Source organism: Amycolatopsis sp. NPDC104587, assembly GCF_055583645.1.
The window spans coordinates 660,421-679,102 of record NZ_JBVJNO010000003.1; the positions used below are offsets into that span (position 1 = coordinate 660,421).

The window sequence follows — 18,682 nt, forward strand, 5'->3', positions numbered from 1 at the left end:
GGGCCCCGGGTGGCGAAGCCCCCGGCCGGGCCGAAGGCCCGGATGATGCAGCCGAACTTTAGGGTAGGCACACCTTATTTAGGTGAGCCTGCCAAAAGCAACCACCGCGACCGACCTGTGTCCACGCCCACCTGCGTCAATTCCGACCGGACAGCTGGGCTTCCGCGCCAGGAACCGGCTCCGCCGGGTCGTGTCCCAGGTGGACCTGCCGGTTGTCGGCGTCGACGTGCACCACGCGCGGCCGGTGCCGGGCGCGCTCGGCCTCGTCGACCTGGGCGTAGGTGATGATGATGACCAGGTCGCCGGGGTGCACGAGGTGCGCGGCCGCGCCGTTGACACCGATCACGCCGGTGCCCGGCTCGCCGGTGATGGCGTAGGTCTCCAGCCGGGCGCCGTTGGTGATGTCGACGACCTGGACCTGCTCGCCCTCGACGATGTCCGCGGCGGCCATCAGGTCGGCGTCGATGGTCAGCGACCCGACGTAGTGCAGGTCGGCCTGGGTCACCGTGGCCCGGTGGATCTTGGCGTTCATCAGGGTGCGCTGCATCGGTTTCCTTGGTTGTCGGTCAGCAGGGCGGCGAGCCCGGCCGCGGTGGGGGTGCGGAAGAACTCGGCGATCGGGAGCTCGGACCCGAGCCGTTCGGTGATCCGGTTGCGCAGGACCACCAGCAGCATCGAATGGCCGCCGAGGGTGAACAGGTCGTCGTCGGCGCCGACGGCGTCGACGTCCAGCACCTCCGCGAAGACTTCGCAGAGGGTCTTCTCCAGGGGTGTTTCGGGCGCCCGGCCGCGCCGCTCGAACTCAGGGGCGGGCAAGGCGGCCTTGTCGAGCTTCCCGTTGGGGGTCACCGGAAACGCGTCCAGCGGGACGATCGCCGCGGGCACCATGTACGCCGGCAGCGAGCGGGCCACGAACTCCCGCAGCCGCGCGGGATCGGCGTGCCCCGGGGTGGTGTAGGCGACCAGCTGCTTCTCCCGGTCCTCGCGGACGACGACCAGGGCCTGCGCGACGTCGTCGTGCCGGGTCAGGGCCGTCTCGATCTCGCCCGGCTCGATCCGGAAGCCGCGGACCTTCACCTGGTCGTCGGTGCGGCCGAGGTACTCGAGCTGCCCGTCCGGCCGCCAGCGCACCAGGTCGCCGGTGCGGTACATCCGCTCCCCCGCCGGCCCGAACGGGTCCGCGACGAACCGGTCCGCGGTGAGCGCGGGCCGGTCGTGGTACCCGCGGGCCAGCCCGGCGCCGGCCAGGTACAGCTCACCCGGGACCCCGGCCGGGACCGGGGTCAGGCCGCCGTCGAGGACGTACGCCCGCGCGTTGTGCACCGGACGCCCGACCACCGGACGTTCGCTGTCGCCGATCCGCGCGACCAGAGCGTCCACAGTGGCCTCGGTCGGCCCGTACAGGTTGTACGCCTCGGTGCCGGGGAACGCGCGCAGTTCCTCCCACAGCGATTGAGAAACAGCTTCGCCGCCGACACCGACCACACCCAGTGCGCACTTCCCGTCGTCGACCATGCCGGACGCGGCCAGCTGCGCGAAGTGCGACGGCGTGAGCTCGAGGAAGTCGAGCCCGCGGTCGCGCACCACGGCGGCCAGCCGGTCGGGATCGCGGCGGGTTTCGTCGTTGACGACGTGCACCTCGTGCCCGTCGAGCAGCCACAGCTGCGGCTGCCAGGAGGCGTCGAAGAAGAACGCCCACGCGTGCCCGACCCGCAGCCGCCGTCCGCCCGCGGCCGCCACCGCTGGGCGGTAGAGCGTCTCGCGGTGGCTGTGGAACAGGTTCACCAGCCCGGAATGCGGGACGACCACCCCCTTGGGCTTGCCCGTGGAGCCGGACGTGTAAAGCACGTACGCCGGGTTCGCGGGTGACGGCGGAGTCAGCGTCGCGTGACTGTCCACAATGTCCTCGACGAACAGCGCACCGGGAACCGGCGAGGCCAAGGCGCGGCTCGTCACCACCAGCGCGGCACCGGCGTCGGCGAGGATCGCCGAGATCCGCTCCGCCGGCTGGTCCGGATCCACCGGCAGGTACGCCGCGCCCGTCTTGAACACGCCGAAGATCGCCTCGACGACCGCCGCCGACCGCGTCAGCACCAGCGCGACGACCTGCTCGGGACCCGCGCCGTGCGAGGCCAGCCACCGCGCGAGGCGGTCGGTCCGCGCCGCGAACTCCGCGAAGGTGACGCTGCCGGAAGCGTCGCTCACCGCGGTCGCTCCCGGGGTCGCCGCCACCTGCGCGGCCAGCCGGTCGACCACCGTCGGCGCCGCGGTGGTCAGCGGCTCGCCGGCGCCCCAGTCGTGCAGGATCCGCCGCCGCTCCCCGGGCTCGAGGACGTCGATCCGGCTCAGCGGCCGGTCGGGATCCGCGACGACGGCCGCCATCAGCCGCACCAGCCGCTCGGTGAGCGTCCGCGCGGTCGGCTCGTCGAAGAGGTCGAGGCTGAACTCGAGGTCACCCTCGATGCCCTCGGGGGTTTCGACCAGGTCGAAGGACAGGTCGAACTTCGCCTGCCGGAGCCCGGTGTCCCGGTAGGCCGCATCCAGGCCGAGCAGCCGCTCCTGCTCGGCACCCGAGTGGTAGACGGCGAGCATGACCTGGAACAGCGGGTGCCGGGCCAGGGACCGGGCCGGGTTGAGCAGCTCGACGAGGTGCTCGAACGGCAGGTCCTGGTGGGCGTACGCGGCGAGGTCGGCCTCGCGGACGCGCTCCAGCAGCTCCCGGAACGTCGGGTCGCCGCCGGTGTCGGTGCGCAGCACCAGCGTGTTGACGAAGAACCCGGCGAGGTCCTCCAGCGCGTGGTCGGTGCGGCCGGCCACCGGCGTGCCGAGCGGGATGTCGGTGCCCGCGCCGAGCCGGGTCAGCAGGGCCGCCAGCGTCGCCTGCAGCACCATGAACGTGCTGGTGTTGCTGCCGAGAGCCAGGTCCCGCAGGCGCCGGTGGATCTCGGCGGGCACCGTGAACGGCACCGCGCCGCCCCGGTTGGTCGAGCGTGCCGGGCGCGGCCGGTCCGCCGGCAGCGCGAGCTCGTCCGGGAGCCCGGCCAGGGTGTCGCGCCAGAACGCGGCCTGGCGGCCGAGGAGGCTGTCCGGGTCGTCGGCGCGGCCGAACATCTCCCGCTGCCACAGCGTGTAGTCGGCGTACTGCACGGGCAACGGCGTCCGCTGTGGACGCTCACCGCGCAGCCGCGCGGCGTACGCGGTGTCGAGGTCGCGCTTCAGCGGCGGCAGCGACCAGCCGTCACCCGCGATGTGGTGCACCAGCAGCACGAACACGTGCCGCTCGGGACCGGCCGAGACGAGCGTGGCCCGCACCGGGATCTCGGCGTCGAGGGTGAAGCAGTACGACGCCGCGGCGGTGACGCTCTCGTCCAGGTCGGCCGCCGGTTCCGTGACCAGCAGCGGCCGCGCGCGTTCGTCGCCCGGGTCCAGCACCACCTGACGGGGTGCGCCATGGTCTTCGGCGAGGATCGTCCGGAGGATCTCGTGCCGGGCCACGACGTCGACGAGGGCCGCCCGCAGCGCGTCGGTGTCGACCGGTCCGGTCAGCTCCCACGCCCACGGGATGTTGTAGGTCGCGCTCAGCCCGTCGAGGCGGTCGAGGAACCACAGGCGCTGCTGGGCGAACGACAGCGGCAGCACCTCGGGCCGATCGGCCGGGACCAGCGCGGGGCGGCTCTCACGGCCCCGGTCGAGCAGCTCGGCCAGGCGGGCCGGGGTGGGCGCGTCGAACACCGCGCGGATCGGGACCTCGACGTCCAGCAGCGCGCGGATCCGGCTGACCAGCCGTGTCGCCAGCAGGGAGTGCCCGCCGAGGGTGAAGAACCCGTCGTCCGGGCCGACCCGCGGCACCCCCAGGACGTCGGCGAACAGCTCGCACAGCGCCTGCTCGGCCGGGGTCCGCGCGACCCGGTCCGAAGTCCGGACCTCAGGGTCGGGCAGGGCGGCGCGGTCGAGCTTGCCGTTGGCGTTCAACGGCAGTTCCGGCAGCACCACGATCGCCGACGGCACCAGGTGCTCCGGCAGCCGCGCGGTCAGCGACGCCCGCAGCGCGGCCGGGTCGCCCGACGGTGCAACATAGGCGATCAGGCGGTCGTCGCGGGCGATCACCGCCGCGCGGGCCACCGAGGCGGTCAGCACGGCTTCGACCTCCCCCGGCTCGACGCGGAACCCGCGGATCTTGATCTGCTGGTCCGCGCGGCCGAGGAACTCCAAGGCGCCGTCGGGGCGACGGCGGACCAGGTCGCCGGTGCGGTACATCCGCTCCCCCGGCTGATGAGGCGAGGCGACGAACCGTTCCGCCGTCAGCGCCGGCCGGCCGAGATAACCCCGCGCGAGCCCGGCGCCGGCCAGGTACAGCTCCCCGCGGACGCCCGGCGGCACCGGCCGCAGCGCGGCGTCGAGCACGTGCGCGCGGGTGTTCGCGACCGGCCGTCCGATCGCGACCGGGCCGCAGACCTGCGCCAGGCTGTCCCCCGCGACCTCCGAACAGCCGTAGAGGTTGACCAGCTTCGCCGACGGCCACTTCAGCCCGACCTTCTCGGCGAGAGCCGCGGAAAGCGGCTCACCACTGGTGATCCACGTCGTCACCGAGTCGAACGCACCGTCGGCCGTGTCCTCGGCGAAGCTGTCGAGGAGGCTCGGCACCACGGTCAGCACCTGCGCACCGGAGGCCCGCACCAGCTCGGCGAGCGCGTGCGGGTCGGTGGCCGTCGTGTCGTCGGCGAGAACCACCGGGTCGCCCGCGACGAGCCCGCCGAGCAGCTCGGTCGAGCCGTCGATGAACGTCAGCGCGCTCTTCGCGACGCGCACGCCTTCGGCGACCGCACGACCCCAGTGCAGCCGGTTGGCCAGCGCGCGCTGGGTGCCCGCGACGGCCTTCGGGCGGCCGGTGGAACCGGACGTGAAGATCACGTACGCCGGGTTGTCCGGGCTGATCGACGGCCAGGAAGCCGGTTCTTCACCACGGGATCCGGGCCGGACCAGCCGGTCGCCGAAGCCGTCTTCGGCGATGACCAGGTGCGGATCGGCGTCGGCCAGCATCAGCTCGACCCGCTCGGCCGGGTGGTTCAGGTCCAGCGGCAGGTACGCCGCGCCGGTCTTGAGCACTGCCAGGAGCGCGGTGACCAGCTGCGCCGACCGCGGCAACGCGACCGCCACCACCCGCTCCGGCCCGGCACCGCGCGCGAGCAGCGCCCGGGCCAGTTCCGTCGCGCGCGCGTCCAGCTCGGCGTAGGTCAGGCGTTCGCCGCCGAAGACCAGTGCCGTGGCCTCCGGCGTGCGGGCCACCTGTGCGGCGAACAGCTCGGCGGGCGTCTGCGCGGGCAGGGGCGTCGCGGGGTCGGCGGCGAGCTGCTCGTGCTCGGCGCCGGTGAGCAGGTCGATCGCGCCGATCCGGGTGTCCGGGTCGGCGACGGCGGCCCGCAGCAGCGCCCGGAGCCGGCCGAGGATCGCCTCGACGCTCGCGCGGTCGAAGACGTCGCTGTTGTACTCGGCGGTGCCGTGGATCCCCGCCTGGTGGCCGGGCCGCTCGCCGACGAAGAACACCAGGTCGGCCCGGGCGGTGCCGGTGCGGACCGGCTCCTCCGCGACGGTCAGGCCGGGCAGCGCAAGGTCGGCGACGGCGTTGTTCTGCCAGGCCAGCATCGTCTGGAACAGCGGGTGGTACGCCAGTGACCGCGCCGGGTTCAGCGCCTCCACCAGCCGCTCGAACGGGACGTCCTGGTGGGCGTAGGCGTCGAGGCTGCGGTTCCGCACCCGCGCGACGAGGTCGCGGAACGACGGGTCGCCGCCGGTGTCCACGCGCAGGACCAGGGTGTTGACAAAGAACCCGACGAGGTCGTCGAGCGCCTGGTCGGTGCGGCCCGCGATGGACGTGCCGATCGGGACGTCGGTGCCCGCGCCGAGGCGGGTGAGCACCGCGGTGAGCCCGGCGTGCACGACCATGAACACACTGGCCCCGCAGGCACGGGCCAGCTCGACCAGTCCACTGTGGAGCTCGGCGTCCCAGCCGAAGGCGAACTGCTCACCCTCGTACGACGCCTCGGCCGGGTGTGGCCGGTCGGTCGGCAGCTCGATCCGCTCCGGCAGGTCAGCGAGCGCCTCGCGCCAGTAGGCCAGCTGCGGTTCGATCACCGGCTCGCCGAGGACGTCACGCTGCCACAGCGTGTAGTCCGCGTACTGCACCGGCAGCGGAGTCCACTCGGGAGCGTCGCCGGCCTGCCGGGCGGTGTAGGCCGTCGCGAGGTCCCGCCACAGCGGCGCGGTCGACCAGCCGTCGGAGGCGATGTGGTGGAACACCAGCACCAGGACGTGCTCCCGGCGGCCCAGGCGGAGCAGCTCCGCGCGCAGCGGGACTTCCGACTCCAGCTCGAACGCCGTGCCGGCCACTTCGGACACCGCGTCCGCGAGCGTCCCTTCGGTGACCTCACGGATGTTCAGCGGAATCTCGACGTCGTCGAGGACCCGCTGCCGGGCTTCGCCGTCGATTTCCGGGAAGACGGTCCGCAACGCCTCGTGGCGTTCGACCACATCGGACAGCGCGACGCGCAGGGCCTTGGTGTCTAGGTCTCCGGTCAGCCGGACCGCGGTCGGCATGTTGTACGTCGCCGACGGGCCTTCGAGCCGGTGCAGGAACCACAGCCGCTGCTGCGCGAACGACAGCGGCAGCACGTCCGGCCGCGGCTCGGCGCGGACCAGGGCGGGCCGGGCGGCCGTCGAGTCCGAAGTGGCCAGGAGCGCGGCGAGCCCGGCGACCGTCGGGGTCTCGAACACCGACCGCACCTGCAGCTCGACGCCGAACACCGCGCGCACCCGAGCGACCAGCCGCGTCGCCATGAGGGAATGCCCGCCCAGGGCGAAGAAGTCGTCGTCGACACCGATCGACGACGCGTCGAGGACTTCGGCGAACAGTCCGCACAGGACTTCTTCGACCGGGGTCCGCGGCGCCCGGCCGGCGGTGACCGCCTGCTGGTCCGGGCTGGGCAGCGCCCGCCGGTCGAGCTTTCCCGAGGCGAGCAGCGGCAGCCGGTCCAGCACGACGAACGCCGAGGGCACCATGTACTGCGGAAGCCGGTCCCGCACGTGCGCCCGCAGGGCGGACACCAGCGCGCTCGTGTCCCGCTGCCCGGCCGGGTGGTTGCCCAAGGTCGCCAACGCGGCCCGCACCGGACGCGCGCGATGGATCCGCGTCGGCTCGCCGGTGGTGAACACGACCTCGAGCGCACCTTCGTGCGTGGGTGCCGCGTAGACGCGGTACCCGCAATCCTGCAGCCGCTCGAAGTCCACTCCGGACGGCTCGGCGTCCAAAGCGGACAGCGCCGCGTCGGCATCGCCGGCGGCCAGCGCGGCGACCGCGGCCAGCTCGCCGGACAGCCGCGCGTCCGGCACCCCGGTGACGCGCAAACGGGCCGGACGCTCGGCCAGCAGCTGCTCGAGCTCGTCGACCGAGGTGAACGCGACGACGGTCTCCTCGACTGGCGCGGGCTTCGGGGCCTTCCGCAGGACGACGTCGTAGCGGTGCCGGGTCAGCTCGTTGTGGGCGCTGCCGCGCTTGACCCACAGGTCGACGTCGCCGAACCCGTCCAGGTCGCGGGCCAAAGCCGGGAAGAAGTCCGGATCGAGCACGAGCTCGCCCTCGCGCGCGATGGCCTGGTCGACCGCGGCCGCGTCGCGGCGGCCGTGGCGCAGCTCGGTCGCCGTGCGGAACGCCCGCAACGAACGCAGGTTCCGGATGTCGCCGAGGAAGATCACTCCGCCCGGCCGGACGTGGGCAGTCACTGTGCGGACGACCTCGGCGAGGTAGTCGACACTCGGGAAGTACTGCGCGACGGAGTTGATGATCACCGTGTCGAACGGCTCGTCGGGCAGGTCCCCGAGGTCGTGCGCCGGGCGGGCCGCGACGTGGACCTTGTCCGCGAAGGGCGTTGTCGCGAGCTCCCGCCGGAGGTTGGCGATCGCCTTCTCGGACAGGTCGACACCCCAGTACGCCTCGGCGTCCGGCGCGATCCGGGACAGGATCAGGCCCGAGCCGACACCGATCTCCAGGACGCGCTTCGGCTTGAGCGCGCGGATGCGGTCGATCGTCGCCGCGTGCCACTCCCGCATCTCCTCGAGCGGGATCTCCGAGCCGTCGTAGCTGGAGTTCCAACCGGTGAAGTTCTCCTCCAGCCCGCGGGCCGCCGCGTCGGTGAAGACGTTCTCGTGCAGCTCGCGCCATTCACCGACGTGGTCGAGCTCGGCTTCCTCGTCGCGGCCGGCCGCCGGGACGGCGTAGGCGATGAGCCGCCCGTCCTGCGCCAGCACCACCGACTGCCCGACGGCCGGGTGCTCGGTCAGCACGGCCTCGATCTCACCCGGTTCGATCCGGTACCCGCGGATCTTGACCTGGTCGTCGGCCCGGCCCAGGAAGACCAGCCGGCCGTCCGGCAGCCATTTCACCAGGTCACCGGTCCGGTAGAGCCGCCCGCCGGAGCCGAACGGGTCCGCGACGAACCGCTCCGCCGTCAGCCCGGGACGGCCGAGGTAACCGCGGGCCAGCCCGGACCCGGCGAGGTACAGCTCCGCCACCACTCCGGGCGGCACCGGCCGCAGCCCGGCGTCGAGCACGTACGCCCGGGTGCCGGGGTCGGGGATGCCGATCGGGACGACCGTCGCGTCCGCGAGCTCGACCGGGTCGCTCTCGCCGAGGGTCGAGTTGGTCGTGGCCTCGGTCGGGCCGTAGGCGTTGAACATCCGGCGGCCCGGCGCCCACCGGCGGACCAGGTCCGGTGACACGCGCTCGGTCCCGGCCAGCAGGACGCTGTCGCGCGGAAGGTCGCAGTCCGCGGGCATGGCGTCGAGCAGCGCGGGCGGCAGGATCATGAAGTCCACCGCGTGCCGGTGCGCGTACTCGGTCAGCGCGGGCCCGGCGACCCGGCGCTCGGCCGGGACGACGACCAGCCGGCCGCCCGAGAGCAAACCGAGGCACAGGTCCCAGAACGCCACGTCGAAGCTCGGCGACGCGAACTGCAGCACCCGGCTGTGCGGACCGATCCCGAACCGCTCGCTCTGCGTGGCCACCAGCTTCGCGACCCCCGAGTGCTGGAGGACAACACCCTTCGGCCGGCCGGAAGAACCGGACGTATAAATCACGTACGCCGCGTTCTCGGGCTTCACGGCCACTACGGGGTCCTCAGTGGACATTCCCGCGAGCGCCGGGTCGTCCAGCAGCACCCGGGGCACTCCCGCGGGCAGCTTCGCGTCGATCTCGCGCGTCGTCACGACGCAGACCGGTCCGGCGTCCTCGACCATGAAGGTGATCCGGTCGCCGGGGTAGTCGACGTCGATCGGGAGGTACGCGGCGCCGGCCTTGAGCACGGCCAGCTCCGCGACGACCATCTCGACCGACCGCGGCACGGCGAGCGCGACCACGCGCTCGGGTCCGGCGCCCCGCTCGAGCAGCAGGTTCGCCAGCTGGTTCGCCCGCGCGTCGAGCTCGGCGTAGGTGAGTTCGACGTCCTCGAAGACCAGGGCAACCGCGTCCGGGGCCTCGGCCACCCGGCGCGCGAACAGGCCGGGGAACGTCTCGGCGCCCGCCGGCTCGAGCGACCCGGCCCACCGGGTCAGGACCTGTTCCCGCTCGTCCCCGGCCAGCAGGTCCAAGGCCGCGACCGGGCGGTCCGGCGCGGCCAGCGCCGCGCGCAGCAGGACTTCGAGGCGGCGCAGGATCGCGTCGGCGCTCACGTCGTCGAAGACGTCGGTGTTGAACTCCAGCACCCCCGCGATCCCGGCTTCGCGTTCGGTCAGCGAGATCGACAGGTCGAACTTCGACGTCCCGGTGGTCACTTGGATCTCGGTGACGGTCAGCCCGGGCAGCGTCACCTCCGCGCGGGTGTTGTTCTGCCCGGCGATCATCACCTGGAACAGCGGGTGGTACGAGAGCGACCGCGCGGGGTTGAGCAGCTCGACGAGCCGCTCGAACGGCACGTCCTGGTGGGCGTAGGCGTCGAGGTTGCGCTCGCGGACCCGCGCCACCAGGTCCCGGAAGGACGGCTCGCCCGCGGTGTCGACGCGCAGCACGAGGGTGTTGACGAAGAACCCGACGAGGTCGTCGAGCGCCTGGTCGGTGCGGCCCGCGATGGGCGAGCCGATCGGGACGTCGGTGCCCGCGCCGAGGCGGGTGAGCAGCGCGGCGAGGGCCGCGTGCACCACCATGAACACACTCGCGCCGGACTCCCGCGCCAGCTCGGTGAGCCGGGCGTGCAGCTCGGCGTCCCAGGTGAAGGTGTGCAGCTCACCGCGGAAGGTCGCGGTCGCCGGGTGCGGCCGGTCCAGCGGCAGCTCGATCCGGTCGGGCAGGCCGTCCAGCGTGTCGCGCCAGTAGTCGAGCTGGGCGCTCAGCACGCTGTCCGGGTCGTCCTCGCTGCCGAGCAGGTCCCGTTGCCACAGCGTGTAGTCCGCGTACTGCACCGGCAACGGCGTCCACTGTGGATGCTCGCCGCGTTGTCGGGCGGCGTAGGCCGTGGCGATGTCGCGCCAGAGCGGGGCCATCGACCAGCCGTCGGAGGCGATGTGGTGGAACACCAGGGCCAGCACGTGCTCGCGCTCGCCCAGGCGCAGCAGCTCCACGCGCATCGGCGCCTGCTGTTCGAGGTCGAACGAGCCGCGGACCAGTCCGGTCAGCGCCGTGTCGAGACCGGTGACTTCCCGTACCGGCAGGTCGACCTCTCCGGCCGGGAGGATGTCCTGGTACGGAACGCCTTCGTGCTGCGGGAACCGCGTCCGCAGCGCTTCGTGGCGGGCGACCACATCGGACAGTGCGGTGCGCAGCGCCTCGACGTCGACTTCACCTTCGAGGCGCATGATCAGCGGGACGTTGTAGGTGGCGGACGGGCCTTCCAGGTGGTGCAGGAACCACAGCCGCTGCTGCGCGCCGGACAGCGGCACCAGCGCCGGCCGGGCCACCGGGACCAGCGGCGGACGTGCGGTCCCGCTCCCGGTGGCCAGCAGCCCCGCGAGGCCGGCGGCGGTCGGCGTCTCGAACACCGACCGGACCTCGAGCTCGGCGTCCAGCGTCGTGCGGATCCGGGCGATCAGCCGGGTGGCCAGCAGGGAGTGCCCGCCGAGGGCGAAGAAGCTGTCGTCCGGGCCGACCCGCGGCAGGCCGAGGACCTCGGCGAACAGCTCGCACAACTGCCGTTCGACCGGGGTGCGCGGTTCGCGGTCGGACGTCGGCGCGACCGGGTCCGGCGAGGGCAGGGCGCGGCGGTCGAGCTTGCCGTTGGCGGTCACCGGGAGCGCGTCGAGCACGACGATCGCCGAGGGGACCATGTGCTCCGGCAGCCGCTCGGCGGCCCGGGCCCGCAGGTCCGCGGTCAGCGTGCTGATCCGGCGGAAGCGGCCGGGGTTGCCGGTGTAGGACAGCAGTGGGCCGATCCCCGGCCGGAACGCGCCCGCGGTGTCGCCGGTTGTGAGGAGCACGTCCACCGAGCCGTCGCCGGTCGCGGACCAGGTGACGACCGTGCGGTAGCCGTGCGCGTCACCGAACGCGTACCAGTCTTCGGGGTTCACGCCGCCCGGCGTGGTGCGGCCGTTCGGAACGCGTTCGATCCGGCTCGGACCGGCCACTTCTTCCACTGAGGACAGATCGGTGCCCCACACGAGCACGGGGACCTCGGGCGCCGCGGCCGAGCCGGGGCGCAGGACCACGTCGTAGCGATACTGGGTCAGCTCGTTCACCGCCCGGCCGCGCTTGACCCGGATGTCCGCGGTGACCCCGTCGAGCCCGGCGAAGAACTCGGGCGCGACGAGGAGTTCCTTCTCCCGCAGGAGGTTCTGTTGGACGTCGCCCCCGCGCGCTTCGGCCACCGCCGTGTGGAAGGCGCGGACCTGGCGCAGGTCGCGGACGTCGCCGACGAACAGCGACCCACCCGGCGCGAGCAGGTCGAGGGCCTTGCGCAGCACCTCCAGCAAGTACGTCCCACTCGGGAAGTACTGGACGACGGAGTTGAGCACGATCGTGTCGAAGAACCCGGTCGGCAAGCCGCTGACGTCGGCGGCGTCGCCGGTCCGCAGTTCGACACGATCGGCGAGTGCGGGGTCGGCCTCGACCCGGCGGCCCAGCGACGCGATGACCTCGGCGGAGAAGTCGGTGCCCCAGTAGGACTCGCAGTCCGGGGCCAGCTCGGTCAGCAGCAGGCCGGTGCCGACGCCGAGCTCCAGCACCCGCTTCGGCTGCAGCGACCGGATCCGCGTGACGATGGCGTCCCGCCATTCCCGCATCTCTTCCCACGGGATCGGTTCGCCGGTGTAGCTGGAGTTCCAGCCTTCGAACTCGTCGGCGGCGCCCGCGTACATCGAGTCGTAGAGTTCGCGCCACTCACCGACCTGCTCGGTCTCGTCCACCGAGGACAGTTCGGCGGGCACGACGTACCCGACGAGGCGGACGTCGCCGGGCCGGTCCTCGCGAGCCACGACGACAGCGTGGGCGACGTCGTCGTGCGCGGCGAGGGTCGCGGCGATCTCGCCGGGCTCGACGCGGAAGCCGCGGATCTTGATCTGCTCGTCGCCGCGGCCGAGGAACTCGAGGACACCGTCGGCGCGGAACCGGGCGAGGTCGCCGGTGCGGTACATCCGCTCCCCCGGTTCGAACGGCGAAGCGACGAACCGTTCGGCGCTCAGCCCGGGGCGGCCGAGGTAACCCCGGGCCAGCTGGACACCGCCGAGGTACAGCTCACCGGCGGTGCCGGGCGGGACCGGGCGCAGGGCAGCGTCGAGGACGTAGGTCCGGGTGTTCCACACCGGACGTCCGATCGGGACGGTCGTGTCCTCGGTGGACGTCCGCCAGGAGGTGACGTCGACCGAGGCTTCCGTGGGGCCGTAGAGGTTGTGCAGCTCGGCGTCCAGGACCTGCCCGAACTGGACGACCGCGTCGGCGGGCAGGGCTTCGCCGCTGCACAAGACCCGGCGCAGGCTCGTGCATTCCTCCGCGGCCGGCTCCTGCAGGAACACCTGCAGCATCGACGGGACGAAGTGGACGGTCGTGACCCCCCGGTCGCGGATCAGCCGGGCGAGGTAGGCGGGATCCTTGTGGCCGTCCGGCCGGGCGACGACCTCGGTGGCGCCGGTGATCAGCGGCCAGAGGAACTCCCAGACGGAGACGTCGAAGCTGGACGGCGTCTTCTGCAGTACGCGGTCGCCGGCGGTCAGGCCGTACTCGGCCTGCATCCAGAGCAGGCGGTTGACGATGCCCGCGTGCGGCACGACAACACCCTTGGGGCGGCCCGTCGACCCCGACGTGTAGATGACGTACGCGGGGTTTTCCGGCCGGAGGACGACGTCGAGGGGCGCGTCCGAAACTCCGTCGAGCAGGGGCAGGTCGTCGGCCAGGACCAGCGCCGGGGCGGCGTCTTCGAGCATGAACGCGATGCGGTCGGCCGGGTAGCCGGGATCGACCGGCAGGTAGGCCGCACCGGTCTTGAGCACCGCGAGGATGGCCGTGACCAGGTGTGTCGAGCGCGGCAGTGCCAGGGCGACGACGCGCTCGGGCCCGGCGCCCCGCTCCGCGAGGACGCGGGCGAGGCGGTTCGAGACGGCGTCCAGCTCGGCGTAGGTCAGCTCTTCGTCTTCGAAGATGAGCGCCGTGGCGTCCGGGGTGCGCGCGACCTGGGCGGCGAACAGCTCGGGCACGGTGACCGCGGGGACGTCCTCGACGGTCCCCGACCAGATCGCGGGCAGGGCGTCGCGTTCGGCCGGGGTGAGGACGTCGAGGCCACCGAGGCGGCGGTCCGGCGCGGAGACGACTTGGCGCAGCAGGACTTCGAGGCGGTCGAGCAGGCCGGTCACCGTCGCGCTGTCGAACACCTCGGCGTTGAACTCGGCCTGGCCGTGGATGCCGTCGGCGCGCTCGGTGAAGGAGAACCAGAGGTCGAACTTGGCCGTGCCGGTGCCGACGGGCCACTCGGTGACGGTCAGCCCGGGCAGCTCGACACCCGCGCCGGGGGTGTTCTGCCACGCGAGCATGGTCTGGAACAGCGGGTGGTGCGCCAGCGACCGCGCCGGGTTCAGCGCTTCGACGAGCCGCTCGAACGGGACGTCCTGGTGGGCATACGCATCGAGGCTGCGGTCCCGCACCCGCGCCACGAGGTCGCGGAACGACGGGTCGCCCCCGGCGTCGACGCGCAGCACGAGGGTGTTGACGAAGAACCCGACGAGGTCGTCCAGGGCCGGGTCGGTCCGGCCCGCGATCGGCGTGCCGATCGGGATGTCGGTGCCGCCGCCGAGCCGGGACAGCAGCGCGGTCAAGCCCGCGTGCACGACCATGAACGGGCTCGCGCCGCACGCCCGCGCGAGGTCCGTCAGCCCGGCCTGCAGGCCGGCGTCCCAGGCGAAAGTGAAGAACTCGCCGCGGTAGGCCGACACCGCCGGGTGCGGCCGGTCGAGCGGGAGCGGGATGCGTTCGGGCAGGCCGTCGAGGGCCGTGCGCCAGTAGTCGAGCTGCGTGGCCTCTTCGGCGTCGAGCAGTTCCCGTTGCCACAGCGTGTAATCCGCGTACTGGACGGGCAGCGGTGTCCACTCGGGAGCTCCCCCGCGCAGCCGGGCGCGGTAGGCCGTGGCGATGTCGTGCCAGAGCGGAGCGAGGGACCAGCCGTCCGCGGCGATGTGGTGCACGACGAGGACCAGAACGTGCCGTCGCGCGTCGACGGTCAGCAACGCGGCCCGCACCGGGACGCCGGCGCCGAGGTCGAACACGCCACGAACCAGGCTGTCCACTTCGGAGTCCACATCGGACACCGGGCGGACGCTCAGCTCCACTTCGGCTTCGGGGAGTATCTCCTGGTAGGGCACGCCGTCAAAGGTCGGGAACACCGTCCGCAGGGCCTCGTGCCGCCCGAGGACGTCGTTCAACGCGGACCGCAGCGCCTCGACATCCAGCTCACCGGCCAGCCGCATGACGAGCGGGACGTTGTAGGTCGCCGACCCGCCTTCCAGCCCGTGCAGGAACCACAGCCGCCGCTGCGCGAACGACAGCGGCAGCCGCTCGGGCCGTTCGGTGACGCGGGTGAGCGGGTGCCGCTCGGTCCCGGTGACGGCGCCGGCCAGCAGGTCGGCGAGCGCGGCCGGGGTCGGGGCGTCGAACACCGCGCGCACCGGCACCTCGGCGCCGACCGCCGCGCGGATGCGCTGGATCAGCCGGGTCGCGAGCAGCGAGTGCCCGCCGAGGGCGAAGAAGTCGTCGTCCGGCCCGGCCTGCGGCACCCCGAGGACGTCGGCGAACATCTCGCACAGCAGCTGTTCGACGGGGTTGCGGGGCGCGCGGCCCGGGCCGGCGCCGAACCGTTCCGGGCTGGGCAGGGCCTTGCGGTCGAGCTTGCCCGAGGCGAGCACGGGCAGCTTGTCCAGCACCACGAACGCCGAGGGCACCATGTACAGCGGCAGCCGGTCGCGCACGTGGGCGCGCAGGGCCGCCACGAGCGCGCCGGTCTCCCGGCGGGCGGCCGGGTTGTTGGCGTACGACGCGGGGTTGGCCCCCTGGCCGCGCGTCGGCCGGTAGGCGGCGGGCCCCTCGTCGCCTCGGGTGTAGACGGCTTCCAGCTCACCGGCCGCGGCCGCCCAGGTCACCGCGACCCGGTACCCGGCCCGGTCGCCGAGCCGGTGCAGGTCCTCCGGGTCGACGCCGTCCCGGCGGTCCAAGGCCTCGAGCGCCGCGGACAGGTCGCTGGTGTCGAGGGCGCGCACGGCGGCCAGCTCCCCGGCCAGCCGCGCGTCCGGCACCCCGGTGACCCGCAGCCGCTCCGGCGCCTCGGCGGCCAGGAACCGTTCCACCGCCCCGAGATCACCGAACGCGACCACCTGCTCCTCGGCCGCGGGGCGCTTCGGCGCCTTGCGCAGCACGACGTCGTAGCGGTGGCGGGTCAGCTCGTTGTGCGCCTCGCCGCGCTTCACCCACAGGTCGACGTCGTCGAAGCCGGCCAGGCCGCGGGCCAGTGCCGGGAAGAAGTCCGGGTCGAGCACCAGCTCGCCCTCGCGGGCGATCGCCTGGTCGACGGCGGCGACGTCACCCCGCCCGTGCCGCAGCTCGACGGCCGTGCGGAACGCGCGCAGCGAGCGGAGGTTGCGGATGTCCCCGAGGAAGATCGTCCCGCCCGGGGCGAGCAGCCCGGCGGCGGTCCGGACGACCTCGGCGAGGTAGTCCGCGCTCGGGAAGTACTGCGCGACGGAGTTGACGATCACCGTGTCGAACGGCTCGGCCGGCAGCTCGCCCAGGTCGTGGGCCGGGCGGGCGGCGAGGTGCACCTTGCCGGCCAGCTCCGGGATCGCGGCGACCTCACGCCGGACGTTCTCGACCGCGCTCTCGGAAAAATCGACACCCCAGTACGTTTCGGCGTCCGGCGCGATCCGCGAGAGGATCAGGCCACTGCCGACGCCGATCTCGAGGACGCGCTTCGGCCGCAGCGACCGGATGCGCTCGATCGTCGCCGTGTGCCACTCCCGCATCTCCTCGAGGGGGATGTCCGAGCCGTCGTAGCTGGAGTTCCAGCCGGCGAAGTTCTCCTCGATCCCGGTCGACCCGGCGAGCATCTCCTCGTGGACGGCGTGCCATTCCTCGACGTGGCCCTGCTCGGCGGCCGGGTCGCGGTCGGGCACCGGCACGGCGTAGGCGACGAGCTGCCCGTCCCGCGCGACGACGACCGACTGGCCGACCCGCGGGTGTTCGGCCAGCACCGACTCGACCTCGCCCAGCTCGATCCGGTACCCGCGGATCTTGACCTGGTCGTCGGCCCGGCCGAGGAACACGAGCCGGCCGTCCGGCAGCCACTTCACCAGGTCGCCCGTGCGGTAGAGCCGGCCGCCGGAGCCGAACGGGTCGGCCACGAACCGCTCCGACGTCAGCGCGGCGCGGCCGAGATATCCCCGGGCCAGCCCGGATCCGGCGAGGTACAGCTCCCCCACCACGCCGACGGGCACCGGCGCGAGGAAGGCGTCGAGGACGTACGCGCGGGTGCCGGGGTCCGGAACGCCGATCGGCACCGCCGAGCCCGGCGTCACGTCGGGGTCGCAGAGGCCGAGCGTCGAGTTGGTCGTGGCCTCGGTCGGGCCGTAGGCGTTGAACATCCGCCGCCCCGGCGCCCAGCGCCGCACCAGCTCCGGCGAGACGCGTTCGGTCCCGGCCAGCAGGACACTGTCCCGCGGCAGGTCGCAGTCCTCGGGGAACTCGGCGAGCAGCGCCGGCGGAAGGATCATGAAGTCGACACCCTGGGCGTGGGCGTACTCGGCCAGCTCGGGGCCGGGCACCCGCCGCTCGGCGGGGACGACGACCAAGCGGCCGCCCGAGAGCAAACCGAGGCAAAGGTCCCAGAAGGCGACGTCGAAGCTCGGCGACGCGAACTGCAGCACCCGGCTGTGCGGGCCGATGCCGAAGCGCTCAGTCTGGGTGGCGACCAGCTTCGCGACCCCCGCGTGGGACACCACCACACCCTTGGGCCGCCCGGTCGAGCCGGACGTGTAGATCACGTAGGCCGCGTTGGCGGGCACGATCTCCGCTTCGGGATCCGTCGACGGCGCGTCGTCGAGACCGATCTCGTCCAGGAGCAGGACGTCGCCGTCGAAGCGGTCGGCCAGCTCGCTCGTGGTCACCACGCACACCGGGCGGGCGTCGGACACCATGAAGGCGATCCGCTCGGCCGGGTAGTCCTGGTCCAGCGGCAGGTACGCGGCGCCGGCCTTGAGCACCGCCAGCTCGGCCACGATCATCTCGACCGAGCGCGGCACGGCGAGCGCGACCACCCGCTCCGGCCCGGCACCGCGGGCGATCAGGACGTGGGCGAGCCGGTTCGCGCGCGCGTCGAGTTCGGCGTAGGTCAGCTCTTCGTCTTCGAAGACGAGCGCCACGGCGTCCGGCGTCTCGCGGACCCGGGCCGCGAACAGCTCCGGCAGCGTCGACAGCGGCGTGTCGAGGTCCGTGTCGTTCCACTCCTCGAGGATCCGGCGCAGCTCCGGCTCCGGCACCAGGTCCAGCCGCGCTACCGGCCACTGTGGACGTTCCAGTGCGGCGGCCAGGATGTGCTCGAGATGGCCGAGCATGCGATCCACAGTGGACTCGTCGAGGACGTCGGCGCGGTAGTGCACCCCGCCGGCGGTCAGGTTCAGGTCGAGGGGCCGGTCCGTCTCGGCGCCGAAGCCGACGTTGACGAGCATCGATCCGCCACGACCGGGCTCGGGCCGCAGCTCGGTGACGAGGTCGTCGAACGGAACCCGGTGCGCCCACGCTTCTTCACGCGCCGCGCGCACGCGCTCGACCACTTCGGCGAACCCGGGCGCACCCCCCAGGTCGACCCGCAACGGCACCAGCGCGCCGATACCGACGACCACGTCCGAGGTCCCCGCGTACCGGGACAGCAGCACCGTGAACGCCGCGAGCAACGTCAGCTCGTCGACCGCCGGGGGCGACCAGGTCAGCCGGGCCGGCACGGGCTCGGCCGGGTACAGGCGGTCGACCGGCAGCGGCAGCTCCTTCGGCGCCGACGCGAGGCGATCACGCCAGAAACCGAGGTCCACGACCTGCTGCACAGCGTCACCGTTGCTCACCGGTAGACCAGCCTCCTGCTGCTAGCGACGCCCCGAACGGGGCGTGAACTTAGGTGAACCTAACAAACAGATGGTGAGGATGCACTCCTGTACCATCGGTTAGCCTTACCTAAAATGA

At 73.0% G+C, this 18,682-nt stretch carries 2 protein-coding genes; both read right to left on the minus strand.

The annotated features are described in order from the left end of the window. Window positions 1-136: 136 nt before the first annotated feature. Window positions 137-547, minus strand: coding sequence for an aspartate 1-decarboxylase (panD, locus tag ACZ61C_RS11260; protein ID WP_465305388.1), 411 nt, complete (start codon window positions 545-547; stop codon window positions 137-139). Beyond that, complete coding sequence (locus tag ACZ61C_RS11265; protein ID WP_465305390.1) at window positions 532-18,564, minus strand: amino acid adenylation domain-containing protein; 18,033 nt, start codon at window positions 18,562-18,564, stop codon at window positions 532-534. Before ACZ61C_RS11265 ends, panD begins: the two co-directional genes overlap by 16 nt. Window positions 18,565-18,682: the final 118 nt, after the last annotated feature.

Bases quoted from the DNA above. Each gene is read 5' to 3' on its own strand.
- panD (WP_465305388.1), bottom strand. From the start codon at position 547: ATGCAGCGCACCCTGATGAACGCCAAGATCCACCGGGCCACGGTGACC.